General features: G+C 46.8%; 18 protein-coding genes and 1 other RNA gene. 1 reads left to right on the forward strand and 18 read right to left on the reverse strand.

Features of this window, described 5'->3' with window-relative positions; genetic code table 11:
- Positions 1–28: 28 nt before the first annotated feature.
- The 14 genes from hisF to RHOM_RS17415 all read right to left on the reverse strand — a co-directional run bounded on the left by hisF (position 29) and on the right by RHOM_RS17415 (position 13,117).
- Positions 29–790, reverse strand: a complete 762-nt coding sequence (hisF, locus tag RHOM_RS10955) for an imidazole glycerol phosphate synthase subunit HisF (protein WP_014080371.1) — start codon at positions 788–790, stop codon at positions 29–31.
- A 12-nt stretch (positions 791–802) separates the two neighbouring features.
- Entirely contained in the window at positions 803–1,408 is a 606-nt protein-coding gene (gene hisH / locus RHOM_RS10960) for an imidazole glycerol phosphate synthase subunit HisH (RefSeq protein ID WP_014080372.1), read from the reverse strand.
- Positions 1,409–1,426: 18 nt separating this feature from the next.
- Entirely contained in the window at positions 1,427–2,977 is a 1,551-nt protein-coding gene (locus RHOM_RS10965; protein WP_014080373.1) for a hypothetical protein, read from the reverse strand.
- A 75-nt stretch (positions 2,978–3,052) separates the two neighbouring features.
- Positions 3,053–3,961, reverse strand: a complete 909-nt coding sequence (locus RHOM_RS10970) for a chemotaxis protein (protein WP_014080374.1) — start codon at positions 3,959–3,961, stop codon at positions 3,053–3,055.
- 91 nt (positions 3,962–4,052) lie between these two features.
- Entirely contained in the window at positions 4,053–4,769 is a 717-nt protein-coding gene (locus RHOM_RS10975; RefSeq protein ID WP_014080375.1) for a DUF4352 domain-containing protein, read from the reverse strand.
- An 87-nt stretch (positions 4,770–4,856) separates the two neighbouring features.
- Positions 4,857–6,386: a sensor histidine kinase gene (locus RHOM_RS10980; RefSeq protein WP_014080376.1), complete on the reverse strand. Its 1,530-nt coding sequence runs from the start codon at positions 6,384–6,386 to the stop codon at positions 4,857–4,859.
- A gap of 15 nt (positions 6,387–6,401) precedes the next feature.
- On the reverse strand, positions 6,402–7,088 hold the full coding sequence (locus RHOM_RS10985; protein WP_014080377.1) for a response regulator transcription factor: 687 nt from the start codon (positions 7,086–7,088) through the stop codon (positions 6,402–6,404).
- Positions 7,089–7,159: 71 nt separating this feature from the next.
- Complete coding sequence (locus RHOM_RS10990) at positions 7,160–7,759, reverse strand: hypothetical protein (protein WP_014080378.1); 600 nt, start codon at positions 7,757–7,759, stop codon at positions 7,160–7,162.
- 74 nt (positions 7,760–7,833) lie between these two features.
- A complete protein-coding gene (locus RHOM_RS10995) occupies positions 7,834–9,420 on the reverse strand; it encodes a recombinase family protein (RefSeq protein WP_014080379.1) in 1,587 nt (528 codons plus the stop codon).
- A 55-nt stretch (positions 9,421–9,475) separates the two neighbouring features.
- Positions 9,476–9,883 (reverse strand): hypothetical protein, encoded by a 408-nt coding sequence (locus RHOM_RS11000; RefSeq protein WP_014080380.1) that lies wholly within the window; start codon positions 9,881–9,883, stop codon positions 9,476–9,478.
- Between the two features lie 118 nt (positions 9,884–10,001).
- Positions 10,002–10,787, reverse strand: a complete 786-nt coding sequence (locus RHOM_RS11005) for a plasmid recombination protein (protein WP_014080381.1) — start codon at positions 10,785–10,787, stop codon at positions 10,002–10,004.
- Positions 10,788–10,950: 163 nt separating this feature from the next.
- The gene (locus RHOM_RS11010) at positions 10,951–11,214 is read right to left on the reverse strand and encodes a hypothetical protein (protein ID WP_014080382.1); all 264 of its coding nucleotides are present in this window, start codon (positions 11,212–11,214) and stop codon (positions 10,951–10,953) included.
- Between the two features lie 13 nt (positions 11,215–11,227).
- Positions 11,228–12,790, reverse strand: coding sequence for a hypothetical protein (locus RHOM_RS11015; protein WP_014080383.1), 1,563 nt, complete (start codon positions 12,788–12,790; stop codon positions 11,228–11,230).
- Between the two features lie 6 nt (positions 12,791–12,796).
- A complete protein-coding gene (locus tag RHOM_RS17415) occupies positions 12,797–13,117 on the reverse strand; it encodes a helix-turn-helix domain-containing protein (RefSeq protein ID WP_022519379.1) in 321 nt (106 codons plus the stop codon).
- Positions 13,118–13,552: 435 nt separating this feature from the next.
- Between RHOM_RS17415 and RHOM_RS11020 the strand changes: the two genes are divergently transcribed.
- Positions 13,553–14,125, forward strand: a complete 573-nt coding sequence (locus RHOM_RS11020; RefSeq protein ID WP_014080384.1) for a DJ-1/PfpI family protein — start codon at positions 13,553–13,555, stop codon at positions 14,123–14,125.
- Positions 14,126–14,625: 500 nt separating this feature from the next.
- Here the strand turns inward: RHOM_RS11020 and ssrA are convergent.
- From ssrA to secG, 4 genes are all read right to left on the reverse strand, one after another.
- Positions 14,626–14,965: a transfer-messenger RNA gene (gene ssrA / locus RHOM_RS17035) on the reverse strand.
- 18 nt (positions 14,966–14,983) lie between these two features.
- Entirely contained in the window at positions 14,984–15,451 is a 468-nt protein-coding gene (smpB, locus tag RHOM_RS11025; protein WP_014080385.1) for an SsrA-binding protein SmpB, read from the reverse strand.
- A gap of 78 nt (positions 15,452–15,529) precedes the next feature.
- Positions 15,530–17,707, reverse strand: coding sequence for a ribonuclease R (gene rnr, locus RHOM_RS11030; RefSeq protein ID WP_014080386.1), 2,178 nt, complete (start codon positions 17,705–17,707; stop codon positions 15,530–15,532).
- Positions 17,708–17,758: 51 nt separating this feature from the next.
- The gene (secG, locus tag RHOM_RS11035; protein ID WP_014080387.1) at positions 17,759–17,998 is read right to left on the reverse strand and encodes a preprotein translocase subunit SecG; all 240 of its coding nucleotides are present in this window, start codon (positions 17,996–17,998) and stop codon (positions 17,759–17,761) included.
- Positions 17,999–18,005: the final 7 nt, after the last annotated feature.

Here is an 18,005-nt window from a genome sequence, read left to right on the forward strand (position 1 = left end):
TCACAGACAGCAGTGTGGGCGCACCGTGCTATCGCCGCACAGATACGCCCCTCGCTGCCAGATCGTTCTTCAGATCCATAATCTCAAGTTCTTTATAGTGAAACAGGGATGCCGCAAGAACCGCATCCGCTTTTCCCTTTGTCAGTGCATCATAAAAATGATCCTTCGTCCCGGCGCCGCCGGAAGCAATCACAGGAATCGATACATTTTCCGCGACCTGTCTGGTCAGTTCAATGTCATATCCCGCTTTCGTGCCATCGCAGTCCATGCTTGTCAGAAGAATCTCTCCTGCGCCAAGCCGGTCTGCCTTCATCGCCCACTCGACGGCATCCAGACCCACATCAATCCGTCCGCCGTTCTTATAGATATTCCACCCGGAGCCGTCCGCGCGTCTCCTTGCGTCAATCGCAACCACCACGCATTGGCTGCCGAATTTGTCTGCCGCCTCCGAGATCAGTTCCGGCCGGTTGATCGCGGAAGAATTGATCGCAATCTTGTCTGCGCCCTCGCGGAGCAGTGCCTTAAAATCATCCACCGTCCTTATGCCGCCTCCGACCGTAAACGGAATGAACACTCTCTCCGCCACGCGGCGCACCATATCGACCACGGTATTTCTGGCGTCCGAGGTAGCGTTAATGTCCAGAAATACCAGTTCGTCCGCACCTGCCTTATCGTAAGCTGCCGCAATCTCCACCGGATCTCCGGCATCCCTCAGATTCACAAAATTAACACCCTTTACCACACGCCCGCCATTCACATCCAGACAGGGAATCACTCTCTTTGTAAACATCGCATGCCTCCGCTATATTTCCGCAAAATTCTTCAGTATCTGAAGTCCCACTGTGCTGCTCTTCTCCGGGTGAAACTGGCACGCAAACAGGTTGCCCTTCTCCACGGAAGCATGAATCGTCACGCCGTACTCTGTGGTCGCCTTCACAATCGACGGATCTTTCGCTTTCAGGTAGTAGGAATGTACAAAATAGACATACGGCTGTTCCTTCAATCCGGCAAACAATCTTCCTTCATGCGGGAAATCCAGTGAATTCCAGCCGATGTGCGGGATCTTAAGTCCCGGCGCCTCCGGAATCTTCACGATCTCTCCGTCCAGCAGATGAAGTCCCTCCACGCCGTCACTCTCCTCGCTGCCCTCAAACAGCAGCTGCAGACCCAGACAGATGCCGAGAAACGGCTTGTCTTCCTGCACAACCTCGCGGATCACCTGATCCAGCTCATATTTTTTCAGCTGCTGCATTGCCGTTCCAAAAGAACCGACACCCGGCAGTACCACTCTGTCTGCCCGGCGTATGCTGTCATGATCTCTCGTGACCACACATTCCTCACCCAGCGCGAGGAACGCCTTTTCCACACTTTTTAAATTGCCTGCGTCATAGTCTATAATTGCTATCATTCTCTCACTCCGTCGATGTCATCCAAGTCCTGCTGCCGCCAATATCGAATACAGTTCCTGCGAGTAAGTATCCCGCTCTCTCTCCGCGTACAGTTCCTGTGCGCGCTCCTGCGTAAGTCCAAATCCGGACAGTCCTGCCACCGCCTGGTCTCTGATCTTCGCGAGTTCTGTGGAGCAGCCGTAAGCCGCAGCCTCCTCGCTGTACTTATCGCATCTTCCGACCGCGCGGATGAGGGAATCCAGTGCCATGTCATAAATACCGTTTTCCATAAAGGTCTGGTATGCCTGATATTCTCCGGCTGCATTCGCCATGATGCTGTACTTCTGGTAGGTCTCCTGATCTGCCTCCTTGACCGTAAGTCCGCTCACATCCGCGAACGCTGCCTGATAGTCGCCCAGTTCATACGCCTGCTTGGCATTGTTGAAGCTCAGGGTATATCCGAACAGATTCGTTCCCACCAGCACAAGTGCGAGGAAAGACGCCGCCATGACCATAATCAGCACCACCGGCTTTTTCGGAAGCGGCGGTGTATTGTCCGGCTCCTTCGGCTTCTTCGGCTTCTTGGCTTTCTGTGCTTTTTTCTCTGCCTTCGCCTTCTTCGCCTGTGCCTTCTTCTCCGCCTTCTCTTTCTTCTCCTGCGCCTTCTTCTCTGCTTTTTCCTTCTTTGCCTGCGCTTTCTTCTCTTCTTCTGAAATCTCCGGTTCCGCCTCTGTCTCCGGCTCGGCTGCCCCCGTTCCTTCCAGTTCCTGTAAGAGCTTTAAATTCTCATCGGAAAGATCATCCAGCTCCGGTGCCTGTTCTAAACCTTCCGGCTGTAATTCCCCGGTGTCCGCTGGTGCCTCCTCCGTCTCTTCCTCCTCACCAAACAGTGCGTCGCCGATTCTCTTGATCAGGCTCTTTTTCTCCTTTGCAGGAGCCTCATCCCCGGCATCTGGCTCATCTTTTTTCTTCTTTTTGCGGCGCTTTTTCTTTTTCCCGTCGTCCTCGTCCTGCACCTCATCCGCAGTCTCCGGCATTGCCGTCACGTCCGGCATTTCTGCGTCTGTGTCTGCGGCCGGAGCAGTGGGATCCGCCATCTGGCTCATATCCGGGAAATCGCCCTCCGACTGCAGCAGATCCATCAGATCTGAATCGTCGTCCTGGAAATCACCAATGGTATCGACCATAAGATCTCCGTCCTCCGACGCATGGGCAGTCTCCGCCGCTTCTGCACCGCCGGTGCTCTCATCCGCATCCCTTGCGCTGTCTAAAATGCCATCCAGATCCTTGAAGAACTGATTGTTCTCCTCCGTCGTCTTCTGTGTTCTTTCCTCTCCAGGCGCCTGATCCAGCTCATCCTCGAACTGTCTGATAAATGTGTCCGCATCTCCTTCCAGATCTGTATCCGCCTCAAAGGACTTTAAAAAATCGTCTTCCTCACTCATACCAGCTTTTTTTGTCTCCTGTTCTTTTTCTGCATAAAGCCCGTCTGCCGTATCGCCTGGCTCCGTCTCACGGGCTGTGTCGGCAGGACTTCCTCCCTCTACGGAGTGCAGCAGCCCATCCAGATATTCCTCTGCTCCGCTCATACGATACCTCCATCGACCTATAACTTAAGCGGGGGATGTGATCCTGCTCCATCACATCCCCTCTTCATTTCATTCTCAGTCCATGCTCTTGTCAATCAAGTCGTCAATCGCCGAAACAAGACTGCCAATCTCCGGCTTTGTCAGCTGGGCATCCGCTCCAAGCTGTTCTCCCTTGATGCGCATCTCCTCATTTACAAGAGATGAGAAAATAATCAATGGAATCTTCTTCATATTGTCATTTGTCTTAACCAGCTTCGTAAGGCGGTGTCCGTCCATCAACGGCATCTCAATATCTGTGATAATGCAGTGTACTTTCTCACGCACATTGCCTGCTTTTTCAAACTCCTGCAGCTTATCCCATGCCTCCTGACCGTTCATTGTCACAATCAGGTTCGTGTAGCCTGCCTTCTTCAGGCAGTCTGTGATCAGTCTGCTAAGAAGCGGGGAATCCTCTGCGATCAAAATCGGAGATTCACAGCGCTCACGCTGTCCCATGTCGTCCATATCGGACATCTTCAGTCCTGTCTCCGGGCTGATGTCCGTCACAATCTTCTCAAAGTCAAGGATGATGATCAGCTTGTCATCCATCTTGATGACACCGGTCGAGGCGCTGTTCTGCTCGGTATTGATCGTGGCATCCGGCTTGATGATCGCCTCCCAGGAAACACGGTGGATACCAAGCACGGCATCTACGTGAAATGCAATGTTTAACTTGTTAAAGTTCGTAATGATAAAAAGTCCCTCTGTCTTCGCATCATCCGGCATTCCCAGACAGCGCTTCAGATTTACCACAGAGATCATCGTATCACGCGGCATGAAGATTCCTTCGATACTCGGATGTGAATTTGGGACAGGCGTAACCGGCTGATAGGTTAAAATCTCCCTGATCTTTGCAACATTGATTCCGTAATGATTGTTTCCCAAGGTAAATTCCAGAACTTCCAGTTCGTTTGTTCCCGATTCCAATAATATATTTGTATCCATTCGTCTCTCTCCTCTCGCGTAATACCGCAACGTATCTATCTGACAGCATTATAGCACATTGGTACCTGAAATGCATTGTTTTTCATGCGTTTTACAGAATAATTTGTATCATTTGATCCATTTGCACATACAGTTCCACACTGTCTGCCGACGCCACATCATCCGGCACCTGGAATACAAGTACCAGGCGGGTGCTCCCTCCCGCAGGAATCGTACCCTGATAGGTGGAAAAATCCGTATCCAGCAATGTGGTCTCCGCCGTGCTCTTGACCGACTGGTTCAATACAACCGTGAACTTCGGGCTGACACTCAAAACATCAAGACCCACTCCGTCCGCCCCGGTGTTGGTCACATCTATGGACAGCACCAGATACTGTTTTCCGGCATCCGGGGTCATCTCATAATAATCACCTTCCATGTACCCCGGTGCAAGCTGCGCGCCCGCATAGGTCATCTGAATGCCGTCGGCTCCGAACAGTTGATCCAGAGATGCCGATCCGGCTGCCGCCACCGACACAGCAGGTGCCGCAGCTTCCGCAGATGCGGCTGTTCCCGTCTCTGACGCGTCCTGTGTCTCCGGCGTCTGCGGCACCGTGACATCCTCCTGCGTCTCCTCCGGTTCTTCCGGACTCACATACGTCAGACCTTCCCGCTGATATGTGTTGTACTTCGTGACGATATGCGCCGCATAATTGACAATGACGTTCTCCTCGTCGTCTGTCAGGTCATAGAGTGCATCACCACACCCGCCCAACAGCATCGTTGCAGCCATCACCGCTGCCATCATCTTGATTCTTGTTCTTCTCATAGGACTCCATTCCTCACGCAAAGTATAAACTAACATTATGTTAGCATTTTAAAGGAAATATAGCAACAAAAAAAATTTTTTGCTGCATCATGACTGTTTTCCTTTTTCCAGTTCAAACCAGAATTCCACGCCATCCTCATGGTTGATCACGCCACACTGCTGATGGAACGAGTCCATGATCGCCTTCACAATGGAAAGACCGATTCCGCTGCCGCCGTACTCTCTCGTGCGTGCCTTATCGACTTTGTAGAACTTGGACCAGATTTTGTCGATATCCTCCTCCGGAATCGGGTCTCCGGTATTGAAGACGCTGATGCGGACGTTCTTCTCCTGCTCCCTGCAGCGGATGGAAATCTCCTTTTTTCCTCCCGCATAATGAATGGCATTGCTCAGGTAGTTCGTCACGACCTCCTCCGTCATAAATTCATCCGCCCACACATAAATGGGCTCTGCGGGACATTCCGTCACCGTAATGCCGCTCTGCCCGATGAGGATATCCACCGAGTGCAGCACGCCCCGGATGAGCTCTGTTACGTCGAAGCGCTCCATCGTGATCGTCTCGTTTCCGGATTCCAGCTGGTTTAATGTCAGAAGCTTTTTCACCATCTGATTCATCTTATCCGCCTCGTCCATGATGACCTCACAGTAAAAATCCCGGCTCTGTGCGTCATCGTTGATACATTCCTTCAAGCCCTCCGCATATCCCTGGATCAGGGCAAGCGGCGTCTTTAATTCATGCGATACATTCGAGAGAAATTCCTTGCGCTGGCGGTCTATCTGCGTCTTTTTCTCAATGTCTAAAAGGAGCTGGTTGTTTGCGCTTTTCAATTCCGAGATCGTATGCTCGAGCGCCTGCGACATCTCGTTCATGTGCGTGCCGAGTTCATCGATCTCATTGCGCCGCTTTCCTTTCGGCGTATAGCAGACCTCAAATTCCAGCTGGGTCATATGCTTGGAAATCTCGGTCAGTTCCAGGATCGGATCGGTGATTCTCTTAGAGATGAAGACCGACACAACCGTGCTCACCGCAATCGCCAGGATCCCGACGTACAGCAGGAACTGGTTCGACGTCTTGGCGCTCTCCCTTATGCTCTCTAACGCCGACCGCATCAGCACCAGATTGCCGTTTGAGAGGGTTCCGTACAGTACCAGATATTCCGCATCCAGCCTGGTGTCCGTTCTTCTCTGGATCACATAGTCCTCCGCCTGCGCCAGCACCGTGGTCTCATTCTGCGTACCACCGAAAATAATGTCCGTAAACTCGATTAACATACGCTGTGTATCGTTCACGGAGGATCTGACAATCGTGCGGTCCGGGCTGATCACCATGACCGTGATATTGCCGTTTGCGCAGAGATTGTCAAATGTCACATCAAACGAGCTGTCGTCAAGGCTTCCATCCTCGCTTGCCGCGTCAATCGTAGTAAATCCGGACAGCAGTACATTTTCTTTGTTCATCACATAGTAGCGCTCCAGAAATACCGTGTTAAGCACCCAGCAGAGCGCCACGGTTCCCGCCACCAGACCGATGATAATTCCGGCGATTTCCCTGGTCAGTCCGCCCTCTTTCGGATGTCTGCCGCGCCCCTGTCTCTTTTTATCAAAAAGTCCCTTCATTCCGCGTCACTTCCATTATTCTTCCGTCACTTCAAATTTGTAGCCCATGCCCCAGACCGTCGTGATATATTTTCCCTTATCTCCCATCTTGGCACGCAGCTTCTTGACATGCGTATCAATCGTTCTCGCATCGCCAAAGTAATCGTAATTCCAGACGCTGTTCAATATCTTCTCGCGTGAGAGCGCAATCCCCGCATTTTCCATAAAGTATGCCAGCAGTTCAAACTCCTTGTAGCTTAAATCGATCCGCTCTCCGTCAACCGTCACCATGTGGGCTGCCTTGTCCAGAACGATTCCTCCCATGGAGACCGCCGCTTCTTCATCCTGCGTCTTTCCGCTCCGGCGCAGAATGGCTCCGACACGCGCAACCAGTATCTTCGGAGAAAAAGGTTTGGAAATATATTCGTCCACACCGAGTTCAAATCCGTTCAGCTCGTCGCTCTCCTCGCCCTTCGCCGTCAGCATAATAATCGGAACTTTCGATGTCTCCCGGATCTCCCGGCACACTTCAAATCCGTTGCGCTTGGGCATCATGACGTCTAAAATAATCAGCGCTATGTCTTTTTCCCGGTAAAATAAATCGAGGGCTTCCTCGCCGTCTCCCGCCTCAAGCACCTCGTATCCCTCTCTCACAAGGAAATCCCGCACCAGCTTGCGCATTCTGCTCTCATCATCCACCACCAGAATTCTGATCTTATCCATGTTCCCGTATCCTTTCCGCTTTTTATCGTCATTCTAACAGCTACTTATGAAAAATCTGTGTATTTTCCGCTCTATTCCGGCATGATTCCAAGCTCTTTTTCCTTCGCCTCGATCGCTTCCTGCCTCTGGTCGAGCCGCTCCTCCCACGCCTCGTATTTGTTGATCAGCTGATTCTCGTAGTTTAACACCGTCGTATTATTGGTCGTCGCCGTAATTGCAAACATCGCCACAACACATACTGCCAGAATAAAGGCGATCCAGCGCACAATGCGGTAGCGTCTCCTGTAGTCCGCATTTTTTACCACGGTCTGCGTCTTCGGCTTTGGTGCCGGCGCGCGCTTCGCCTTGCGGAGACTCTCCTCCACCTGCGGATGCTGCACCGGAATCGGGAAAATATCTTCCTTCCGGATAAACGGAATCGACTGCAGATACTCCTGCAGATCCTTCAGATAAGAATAGCCGACTGCCGTGTCAAACAGCCGCTGCTGTATCATTTTATTATAAATGCGGAGTACCATCTCAGGGTCGTCCATCTGGGCTTTCTCCTTGACGTATTTCACGCCCTCCGCCTCTTTTCTCGCCTGCGCGGCTTCCGCCTCATTTGCAAATAAAAATCCCTCCACGACCATGGAGGTCTTTTCCTGTTCTTTTTGTCTCTTTTCTACAGACATTCTTCGATCCTCATCTCTTCCGTTTCTGCTGTGATTTTGCTCTTATTATAGGAAATGGCAGTGTGAATTGCAAGTCAGGGAGATGTAAAGATTCCGCATTTTCCCATAAAAAAAGCGCCCTGCATGGCGCTTTTTAAGATGGAGCTGACTGTTTCGCAGTCGAACTCTGAAAACTCTGTAAACGGTATTTCCGTCGGTTCCCCACTAAAACAGCCTGTAACTGTAATTTTATCATCATAGACATAAATCTTATCAACAAAATAATTCAATACAGAATCTCTTATTTCTGCATCATCTAAGTTTGCATTAGCGTACTGCTTAAAATACTCTTTTACAGAATGTTCATCTACAATTAGTCTTGCCTTTGCCTGTTCCACTTCGATTGCATCCGTCAAAGAACCTTTTTCTATCTCTAACTGTTGGAGTTTATCAGTAAGCGCAGAAGACATTGCGCCATTAGCAATAGCATTCACAATATTAGTTATCTGCTTTTCATTCTGTTTAAGCATCTCTTCCAGACTGGCAATAAAAGCAGAATTATCATTCCGGCTCTTGTGGTAATTTGCTATGTCTACAGCCAACGATGCAAGATTCTCACTATCATTCAAAAATGTTTTCAAAATTGATATAACATTAAGCTCCATTTGATGTTGCGGTATGTTTTTTAGGGTACACTTGTGTTTTCTGTGATTATTGCATGCGTAATAATAATGCGTAGCACCTGTTTTAGACGTTCCTGATAGCCCATGCATGCTTTCCCCACATTTTCCACAGTATAGTTTTCCTGTCAGCCAGAAACGGCTCTCAGAGACGTTTTTAGCCATTGTACTGCTTTTGTGGCACTTTATCCGTCTATTCAGTTCAAAGCGTTCCTGTGCCGTTTTAAACAGCTCACAGGGGATAATAGAGGGCATACCATCAGGTATGACTATGTCATTATAATGATACTCGCCTATATAAGCCCTGTTATGCAGGATATGACGTAAACTGTTAATAGTAAATTCATTTCCACGTGTTGTCTTGATTCCTGCATCATTTAATTCATTCATAATCTGTTGCATTGGCACACCTGATGCATATTGTTCAAAGATACGCCGGACAACTGGTGCTGTTTCCTCGTCTATAACATAATGCTTTTCACCGTCAACAGCATATCCCAGTGTCTTGTGACCATTATACAGCGCATGTTCAGCATTATACCTCATACCTCGCATGACATTAACCCTAAGTTGTGCAGAATAAAATTCAGCCATCGACTCTAACATCGCCTCAGTAAACTGTGATTCCGGTGTGTCCTCGTTTGCCACTGTTTCCGCAACATACTTGACACGACAACCTGCTCTTCGCAAAGTATCTTTAGCAATCGCGATATTAGTTCTGTCTCGCCCTAATCTATCAACTTTCCAAACTATAAGCGTGCTAGGTTTCAGCTTTGCAACTTCTGAGAGCATCTGTTGAAATCCAGGGCGGTTATCTGTCGTTCCTGAGATTGCTTCATCACTATATTCCTTTATGATTTTTAAGTCATGCGTTTGTGCAAAAAATTTTGCCTGTTCTCGTTGTTGGTCTATGGACGCTTCATTTTGAGCATGTGATGAAAAGCGATAGTAACAGATTGCAAGGTTATTGTCATTATATTTATATTTTTTCAAAAAAAGCACCCCTTTCTGCTTTGGATTATAGCAAGCGGGGTGCAGGGTTGCAATATGATTTTTACTAGTCTAACTGCCATTGGGATGCAGACCAGTCAGTATTCCGAACTGCATCTGCAATTCTTTGTGTGTCGCGTCGTATGCGCTCTGTTCTATCTAGTGGATGATGCTGTGCATATTCGTTATATACATCCAGTTCGCTTTTTTTAGTTTTGGAACTAACCCTAGACGCAAGAAATTGTTTCACTCGTTTCATTTCAGGCGTATCCTCATTTTTTTGACTTTCAATGTAAAGACGCATCTGTTCTTCAACAGCATTATCAATATTCGCAATTCTATTATTATAATCTTTCAGCGCACATTCACAACTTTGTTGTATCGGTGCAGTAATCTCTTGAGCTTTTGCATTGACACGATAATCAAACTCGCGCTCGTACTGTTGTATCGTTTCTTCTGCTTTACGGTCAGCCAATGCATCAGCTCGAACATCTATTTCATGCTTAATATTTTTCTGCGTAGCAAGCGTATCATTATAAGTTTTTATAGCGTCTCCCAGTTTAGACTTTGCATCAATAAGAATTTCATTCGCCTCATTTAATTTTTTTTTGCGCCAAAAACTTGCGGTACTGATTCGGTGTCAATCCACCTTTTCCATCTTTCTTTTTCTGTTCAAGATAAACCTTTCGCTCATCACGATATTGTTTATCAGTATTATACTTTTGCCAGTCGGTCACATCATTATCTTCAATATCCCACCCCTTATCACGCATGTGTTTCGGGAATTCCTGTTGCATCAAAGATAGATGCTTGGCATCAATCAAATTGCCTGTATACTTGCCATCAGCATTTCGTGGTATTCCTGCACCATGTAAATGCTCATCCGCAAGGGAGAATCCCTCATCAACATGTATCGCAGTGAACAGCCTATTCTCATGTGAAAATACTTCTGGCATTATCTCACACATAGCATCAAAACTATCTTCATAGAACTTCGCTTTCTGCTCGTCCGTCCATTGCTCTGTTACCTCAGCCGGCGGCTTAATAACATAGGCATAACCAAGCACAGCGTCAGCCTTTGATTTTCTATATCTTATAACTTCCTGACCCGTTCTTTTGTCTGTACACTTAACTTCAATAGTATCTCCCTGTTTCTCGATATAGTCCCAGAGTTTGAAACCGCTGGAAAAGTTTTCGCCATCAATATAATTTGTATATGTGTTGTGTTTTGAATCTTCATGTCTGATTATTTCACTCGATGAAATCCTATCCGCTCCCATCTCAGCACATATAAATTTTCCAGCACCTCGCTTGTTTGATTTTGTAACATGCCCCTGTCGTTGTAGTCCCATTATTTGCGGACAGCATTGAAAGCCCATAAGTTACACCTCTTTCTGTAGATTATCTATCTCCGTAGCATATTCATTACATTGTTATTAGTTCTAATCCCAATGTAACTGGGCATTGGGGTTGCAAGCAACCCGCAATACCCTTCTCATAGGGGGAAATCCCCCTGGCGAAGCCTACCCCCTTTTTCGCGCATTACGACTGTTTCTCATTGTTCGCCTGCATTGCTCGTTGAAGTAATGTATCGAACAATAGCACACCATCCTGACCAAAATTAGTACGAAGAAAATCGCATACGATTTTATTTTCTTCGTTCATCTTCTTCTGTTCTGCAATTCGTGCTTCACGCTCAGCTTCTTTCTGTGCCTTTCGCAACTCCGCTTTTAATTTCTTCTGTGAAGTCTGATATGCTTCTTTCTGTTTCATAAGTTCCGCCTGTAATTGATTAACCGTTTTCATGTTCTTCTCCTTTCTATGAACCATTGTCATAAAGACTAGCAAATGCCTTTTTTTGTCGTTCTGGAAAGTCACCGAACGGACAGTGGTTTGTTACAAAAGCAAAAGCATCAAAATCATTTCTGCTTTTCTCTGCATGATAGTTTTGGATTGTATCATTAAAGACTTTCTGAAATTGTAGAAAATCCCTCATGCGTTGTTTCTGCTCCTCGACCAATCCCCGTGTGCTTGGATTTAGCAGATAAAGTTCAGCAGAACTATCATCACCCACGACTTTGCATACAAAAAATCGTGAGAACATTGCCTTTACGTGTGAATCTTCTTCTTTGTAAGAAAAACCGCATTTGAAAAGCCACTCGCGAAAAGGTAAGTTGCTTGTAACAATAAGCCACTCGCCAGCCCAGATAGGATTATTTCTGCCTCGTCTGTATGCTTTGCATGCGTAATTGTCCGACATATTCAATAGATTAGGACACACATCATCATCAACAATAATTGCATCATGACTTGGTTTTAAACTGTCAAATTTACCTGTTCCACCGCCACCAACATGTAATGTTTTCCTGCCTGCCAAAGCCCGTTCAGTCGCATAAGTCTTGCCAGTATTCGGCGCACCATGAATGAAAATACATTTGCGTAAAATTGGCACACGTTCATCAAATTTTTTCTGACACCCTCTCATATAACTTTCCTGCACAGTTTTCATACTAGCATTACAACGCTCAGCAAATGATAAGGTATTGTACCACTCATCAAAATCTTTTAATTCATAGCCTATATTAAAAGCATATTCATCCAGTTCAGCCATGCGTTGTTTATCAACTTTGTTCGTCGATGTTGTCAGCCTTGTATATCCATCCCTGATTGTCTGAATTTCCTCAATGGACAGATTACTTATATACTCATCAAGTTCATAATGTTCCTTATGTTTTGCCGCATCTTCTGTATCATGTGTGAGATAAGTTGTTGCAATAGCAAACTTCTTATGAATTGTATCTATGCCCTTGTTTCGTACTATCAGTGCATCATCAATGCCTTTTCGGAAAATAATACCAAGCATGTTCATAACAGTCTGAACGTGAACACGTTTTTTACTGTCAGTACAACGTACAATAATGTGAATGTGTGGTTTTAACCTTGCTTCTGCATACAAGTCATGCACATCAAGTTTTATATCTCTGTCATGGATAATCGCAATCACTTGATACGTTGTTTTTTCAACACTTTGCACACGCTTTATAAAATCAATAATTCCATTTGGCAACTGTTCAATATAGATTTTAAAAGCGAACTGTCGCAACTTTGACCTAAATCCAATCGTATAGTTCTGAGCATCTTTATCAGTCAATGGATTAGGAACAATGCCACCGTCACTGTATGGTCTATGACAATTTATGATTTTATGAACATATATCATCCTCTGTTGTCTGCTGGTGTCTGGAAAAGCAGTATTGACACAGTTTATAATGTCAGTTATAATTGCGTCATCAGGATAAGTGTGTATAGCACTTGTGGATGTGTCTGTGTAGGTAGTCACGGACACATCTTTTTTTATATCATCAAGAAACATGTCATTCATAACGCATCACACACCTTTCTTCTCATTCTTCTGGCGGTAGAAATATACCCATGATGCAACTGTGCTAGGTGAAACACCTAAACGCCCACCAATTTCCATGTAAGAACATGTTTTGCACAGATTTCTTAATTTGCGTGCTGACGGACGCTTTGTTGGGCGTCCAATCTTTGGTGGCAGTCTATAATATTTCTTCCAGTTACAAACAGTAGAACGGTCAACACAATAGAGCTGAGCAATCTGCTCTATTGTCAGCATGTCTGATAAATGCTGGAGCGTTTCTTTATCAGGTCGTCTTGACGGTCGTCCACCTTTTCTTGTTTCAAGCATGTCGTCACTCCTTTAAATAATTTTAGGCACAAAAAAGCGGCAGACAGGAAAACGTATAGCTATGCTATACACTTTCCTGTTCACCGCTTTTAACTTCGCAACTGCTTGTTCTCACAGCTGGTATGACTAGCTGACATGGAGCATATAAAACTTTGTCTTACGAGTTTAGTCTGCACCCTCATAGACTTCATGAACTTATCGTTCAAACCATGCACGCACTTCGTGAACACCGCTTATATGTTGTTGCAAATAGAATACTACTGTTTTTAGACAGTGTCAATCAATATCTCGACCTTTTACAATCCTTTCTTAATAAGCAGTTTCTCAGTAAACACGGGAAAAGTGAGCAAAATAATCTTTTGAGTTTTTAGAACTATATGGTACAATTAAAAAGGTAATTTACCAGACTGAATTTGTATATGGAGGAAAATTGATATGAAAAAAACTGCCGTATTATTATATGATTCATTTTGTAATTTTGAAATCAGTCCTGCGCTTGAGATATTGGCACTCGCTGAAAAACCAATTACAATTTTTGGGATTTCAAAACAGGCAATCAGAAGTGAAGATGGATTATCAGTAATTCCCGATGCTACTATTGATAATTTTGATTTGGATGCGTATGACAGCTTGATATTGCCTGGTGCAATGGATATCAGAGAGGCTATTGAAAACAAAAAAATAATAGATTTCATCAAAAAGTTTGACGGAAAAACAATAGGAGCTATTTCAATTGCACCTCTGTTACTTGTCAGAGCCGGATTACTTAATGGAAAACCGTTCATGGCTGGTGTCAATAAAGAAGAGATTTTTGAAGAAGGATTTTCCGAAAGTGATTTAGCAGAAATGGTGAGCTGGGATGACAATATAAACAAGCCCATTAAGGATGGATATATTATAACTGGCAATATAATCACATCAATATCATACAATTTTGTCAAATGGGCATTGGCTTTCGGAAAAATGGTAGGAATTGATATTCCTGCAAAAACGTTTGGTATTCAATAGTTTTCCGTTTATGATAAAACCATGTTGCCACAAAGACGTTTTTCGACTATTTACAATTTTTGAGGCTGGGGACGTTTTGGGGACTTGGGGACGCTTGGGGGACTTGGGGACGCTTGGGGACGCTACCTTGGCGTGGAGCGTCCCCAGCCTTGTGCGTAGTATTTACAAGGCTTTGCGCCACTTTGGGGACGATGGGGACGCTTTTTTTATAAAACAATGTTCTTAGAGAATAAAAATGTTAATACAAAATGCCGTCAACCCCAGAATCTACAAGGCTTAGAAGTTTTTAGACTGTCAAACAGTTTTTAGACAGTCAATAAATATTGATAGTCTAAAAACCCCCGTAGCCTGTTTTGAGTTTTTCGACTATTTACAATCATATAAAAAAGGGGCTTACGCCCCTTTTTCATTCTACATCACCAATCATGCGATTATCTTCGATACAAGCCACATATTCTCATAAAGCATAATGCGAATAGTGGGTTCGTCACATAGTTGATAAGTGGACCAGACGGGAATCGAACCCGTGTCCGAAGAATAATCCCCTGTCCTTCTACGAGCTTAGTCTGTCCTTTGACATTCCCTCTGCCGTCCGGGAACAGACACCCTTACGGTTTTGGTAGCTTCATGGTACGCCCGCAGGCTCAAAGCTTTGCCTGTGTCGTTTCTCACATCGTCGAAGCCTGGGTCCTAAAGTGTGAGTGCTCTAGGTCAGACTGCTGCCATTAGGCAGCGTATGCTAAATTATCTTCAGCGTTTAAATTTAATTGTGGAATTTGACGCATCCCGTGCGGCTCGCTTCTCCAGCTTCATATTCCCCGTCGAAACCTTTACTGGCCCCTGTTATTTATAAAAAATCTAATACAGATTCTTTACCTTGAAATCACGCTCTGCCTCGCGGCGCATGTCTTTCTTCGCAATGTCCTGCCGCTTGTCGTAGAGCTTCTTACCTTTGGCAAGTGCAATCTCCACCTTCACGAGGCTTCCCTTCAGATATACCTCCACCGGAACCAGCGTGTAGCCCTGCTCTGCAAGCTTTCCCGTCAGCTTCCGGATCTCTGACTTGTGCATCAGAAGCTTCTTGGGGCGGAGCGGATCTTTGTTGAAAATGTTGCCCTTCTCATAAGGGCTGACGTGCATGCCGTAGACGATGACCTCACCGTTCTCGATGCGCACAAACGCTTCCTTGATCGAACACTTGCCCATGCGCATGGACTTCACTTCCGTCCCGTGCAGTTCAATGCCCGCCTCAAACCGCTCCTCCAGGAAATAGTCATGGTAGGCTTTTTTGTTATTCGCGATTAACTTCTTCTCGGTCTTTGCCATCCCGACTATCCTCCTTCGCTTACTGTCTGCACTGCCGCTTTTCATCTGCACTGCTGTTACAGTATACCCCACAAATTTTTATTCTGCAATAAACTTCTGGTTTAATTTTTCATTTTCTTCGTCTTCTGTTCCGGTAACGACACGAAAGTCGATCGTTCGCATAAACGAATCTGTCGCTGCCACGACAATCTTTACCTTCTGACCAAGCTTGTAGCGCTTTGCGGTGGTCTCCCCGATCAGCTCATAGGTGCTCTCGCTGTAGTGGAAATAGTCGTCTGTCAGCGTCGTCACATGCACAAGTCCCTCCACGGTATTCGGCAGTTCGACATAGAAGCCCCACTCGGTCACGCCCGAAATGACACCCCAGAACTCTTCCCCCAGATGTCCGGACATGTACTGTACTTTCTTTAACTTGTCACATTCGCGCTCTGCCTCATCCGCCCGGCGCTCCATCTCGCTGGAATGCTTTGCCACCTCCGGCAGAATCTTCTCATAATGCTCGATGCGCTTCGCATTCATTCTTCCGCGCAGATTGTCTTTGATGATCCGATGAATCTGCAGATCCGGATAACGGCGGATCGGCGAGGTGAAATGGCAGTAATAGGAAGTTGCCAGTCCGAAATGCCCGGTGTTTACGGTGCTGTACTTTGCCTGCTTCATCGAGCGGAGTGTCAGCCGGCTGATTAACGCCTCCTCCGGCGTCCCGTCAATCCGAAGCAGCAGCTTCTGGAGTTCCTTCGGGTGTACTTCATCCTGCCCGATATGAATCGAATAGCCAAAATTATTGATAAACGTTGCCAGCTTGTGGATCTTCTCCGTATCCGGGTTGTCGTGGGTACGGTACACAAACGGCAGTTCCTGCCAGAAATAGTCCTGTGCCACCGTCTCGTTGGCAAGCAGCATAAAATCTTCGATAATCTTGGTTGCAACATTGCGCTCGTACGGCTTGATCTCCACAGGGCGTCCCTGCGCGTCCAGAATGATCTTCGTCTCCGGGAAATCAAAATCAATCGATCCGCGCTTCATCCGTTTTTTGCGGAGAATCGCCGCCAGATCCCGCATCCTCTCAAACATTGGCACAAGCTCCTCATACTCACGGATCTCCGCCTCATCGTGATCCTCCAGGATCTTTTTGACACTGGTGTAACTCATGCGGCGGTCGACCTTAATGACTGTCTCCGCAATCACGTGATCGATCACATTTCCCTTCGCATCCACGGTCATGATACAGCTTAATGCCAACCGGTTCTCCCCGGCGTTCAGCGAACAGATGCCGTTGGAAAGCGCATGCGGAAGCATCGGAATCACACGATCGACAAGATAGACCGATGTGCCGCGCTTTAGAGCCTCCACGTCAAGGGCGCTGCGCTCCTGCACATAATTCGTGACATCCGCAATATGAACGCCCAGGCGGTAGACATCCCCCTCCTTCGTCAGGGTGATGGCATCGTCCAAATCCTTGGCATCCTCTCCGTCGATCGTCACTGTCTGCCAGTCCCGCAGATCCATGCGGCCTGCCATATCGGCCGTGCTGACCTCACCTGCCACGCGCTCCACCTGATTCATGATCTTCTCCGAGAACTCGGTCGGCAGATCGTAACCTCGCACGATCGAGAGAATATCCGTCCCCGGGTCGTTCACATGTCCCAGAATCTCTACGACCTTTCCCTCCGGCTTTTTTCCATTGCCGCCGAAATCCGTCAGTTCCACCACGACCTTATGTCCGCTCACCGCACCTTTCGAGCGCTCCTGCGGGATAAAAATATCCTGTCCAAATCTCGGATTATCCGGCACTGCGAACCCGAATGTCTTGCTTTTTTCATAGGTACAGACGATCCGGCTGACCCCGCGGGTCAAAATCTTTGTGATCTGCCCCTCTCTGCGCCGTCCGTGCCCCTCGGCGCGTGTCAGCGCCACCTGCACGGTATCGCCGTGAAAAGCACCGTTTACCTGGGATTCCGGAATAAAAATATCCTCATCCTCCTCCTCGACCGTCACAAAGCCAAATCCTCTCGGATGCGCGGTAAAAACGCCTGTCAGGAATTTTCCTTCCGACTTCATGTACTTGCCTTTCGATGACACTTCCACTTTTCCCTCCGCCACAAGTGCATCCAGCACTTCCGCGAGGTCTCTTCTGTCACTCTTTGGCACATTTAATACTGCCGCGATCTCCTTCGCCTTCATCGGCACATAAAGCTCATCGCAGATCAGTCCGTAAATTGCTTTTTTTCGTTCCTGTAAAAGTTCTTCTCTCATATCCTTCCTCTCCACAGCAAAAAAGCTGCCGCAGATGCGACAGCCTCATTTCTAAAAGATTCCCAGATTCAATACAGCGGCAATGATGATGAACAGCGCAACCAGAATCTTGGTTCCCGTCACCAGCCGGCCTTCCATGGAACGTCCCTTGTTTCTTCCCCAATACGTATCTGCCGCTCCGGCGATCGCTCCGAGTCCTGCGGACTTTCCTTCCTGTAATAAGATAATGACTGTCAACGCCAAACAAATCAGTATGAAAACAACGGTTAAAATCGTCTTTAAAATTGCCAAAATAATT

Origin of the sequence: Roseburia hominis A2-183, from assembly GCF_000225345.1 — a bacterium.
GTDB classification, from domain to species: domain Bacteria; phylum Bacillota; class Clostridia; order Lachnospirales; family Lachnospiraceae; genus Roseburia; species Roseburia hominis.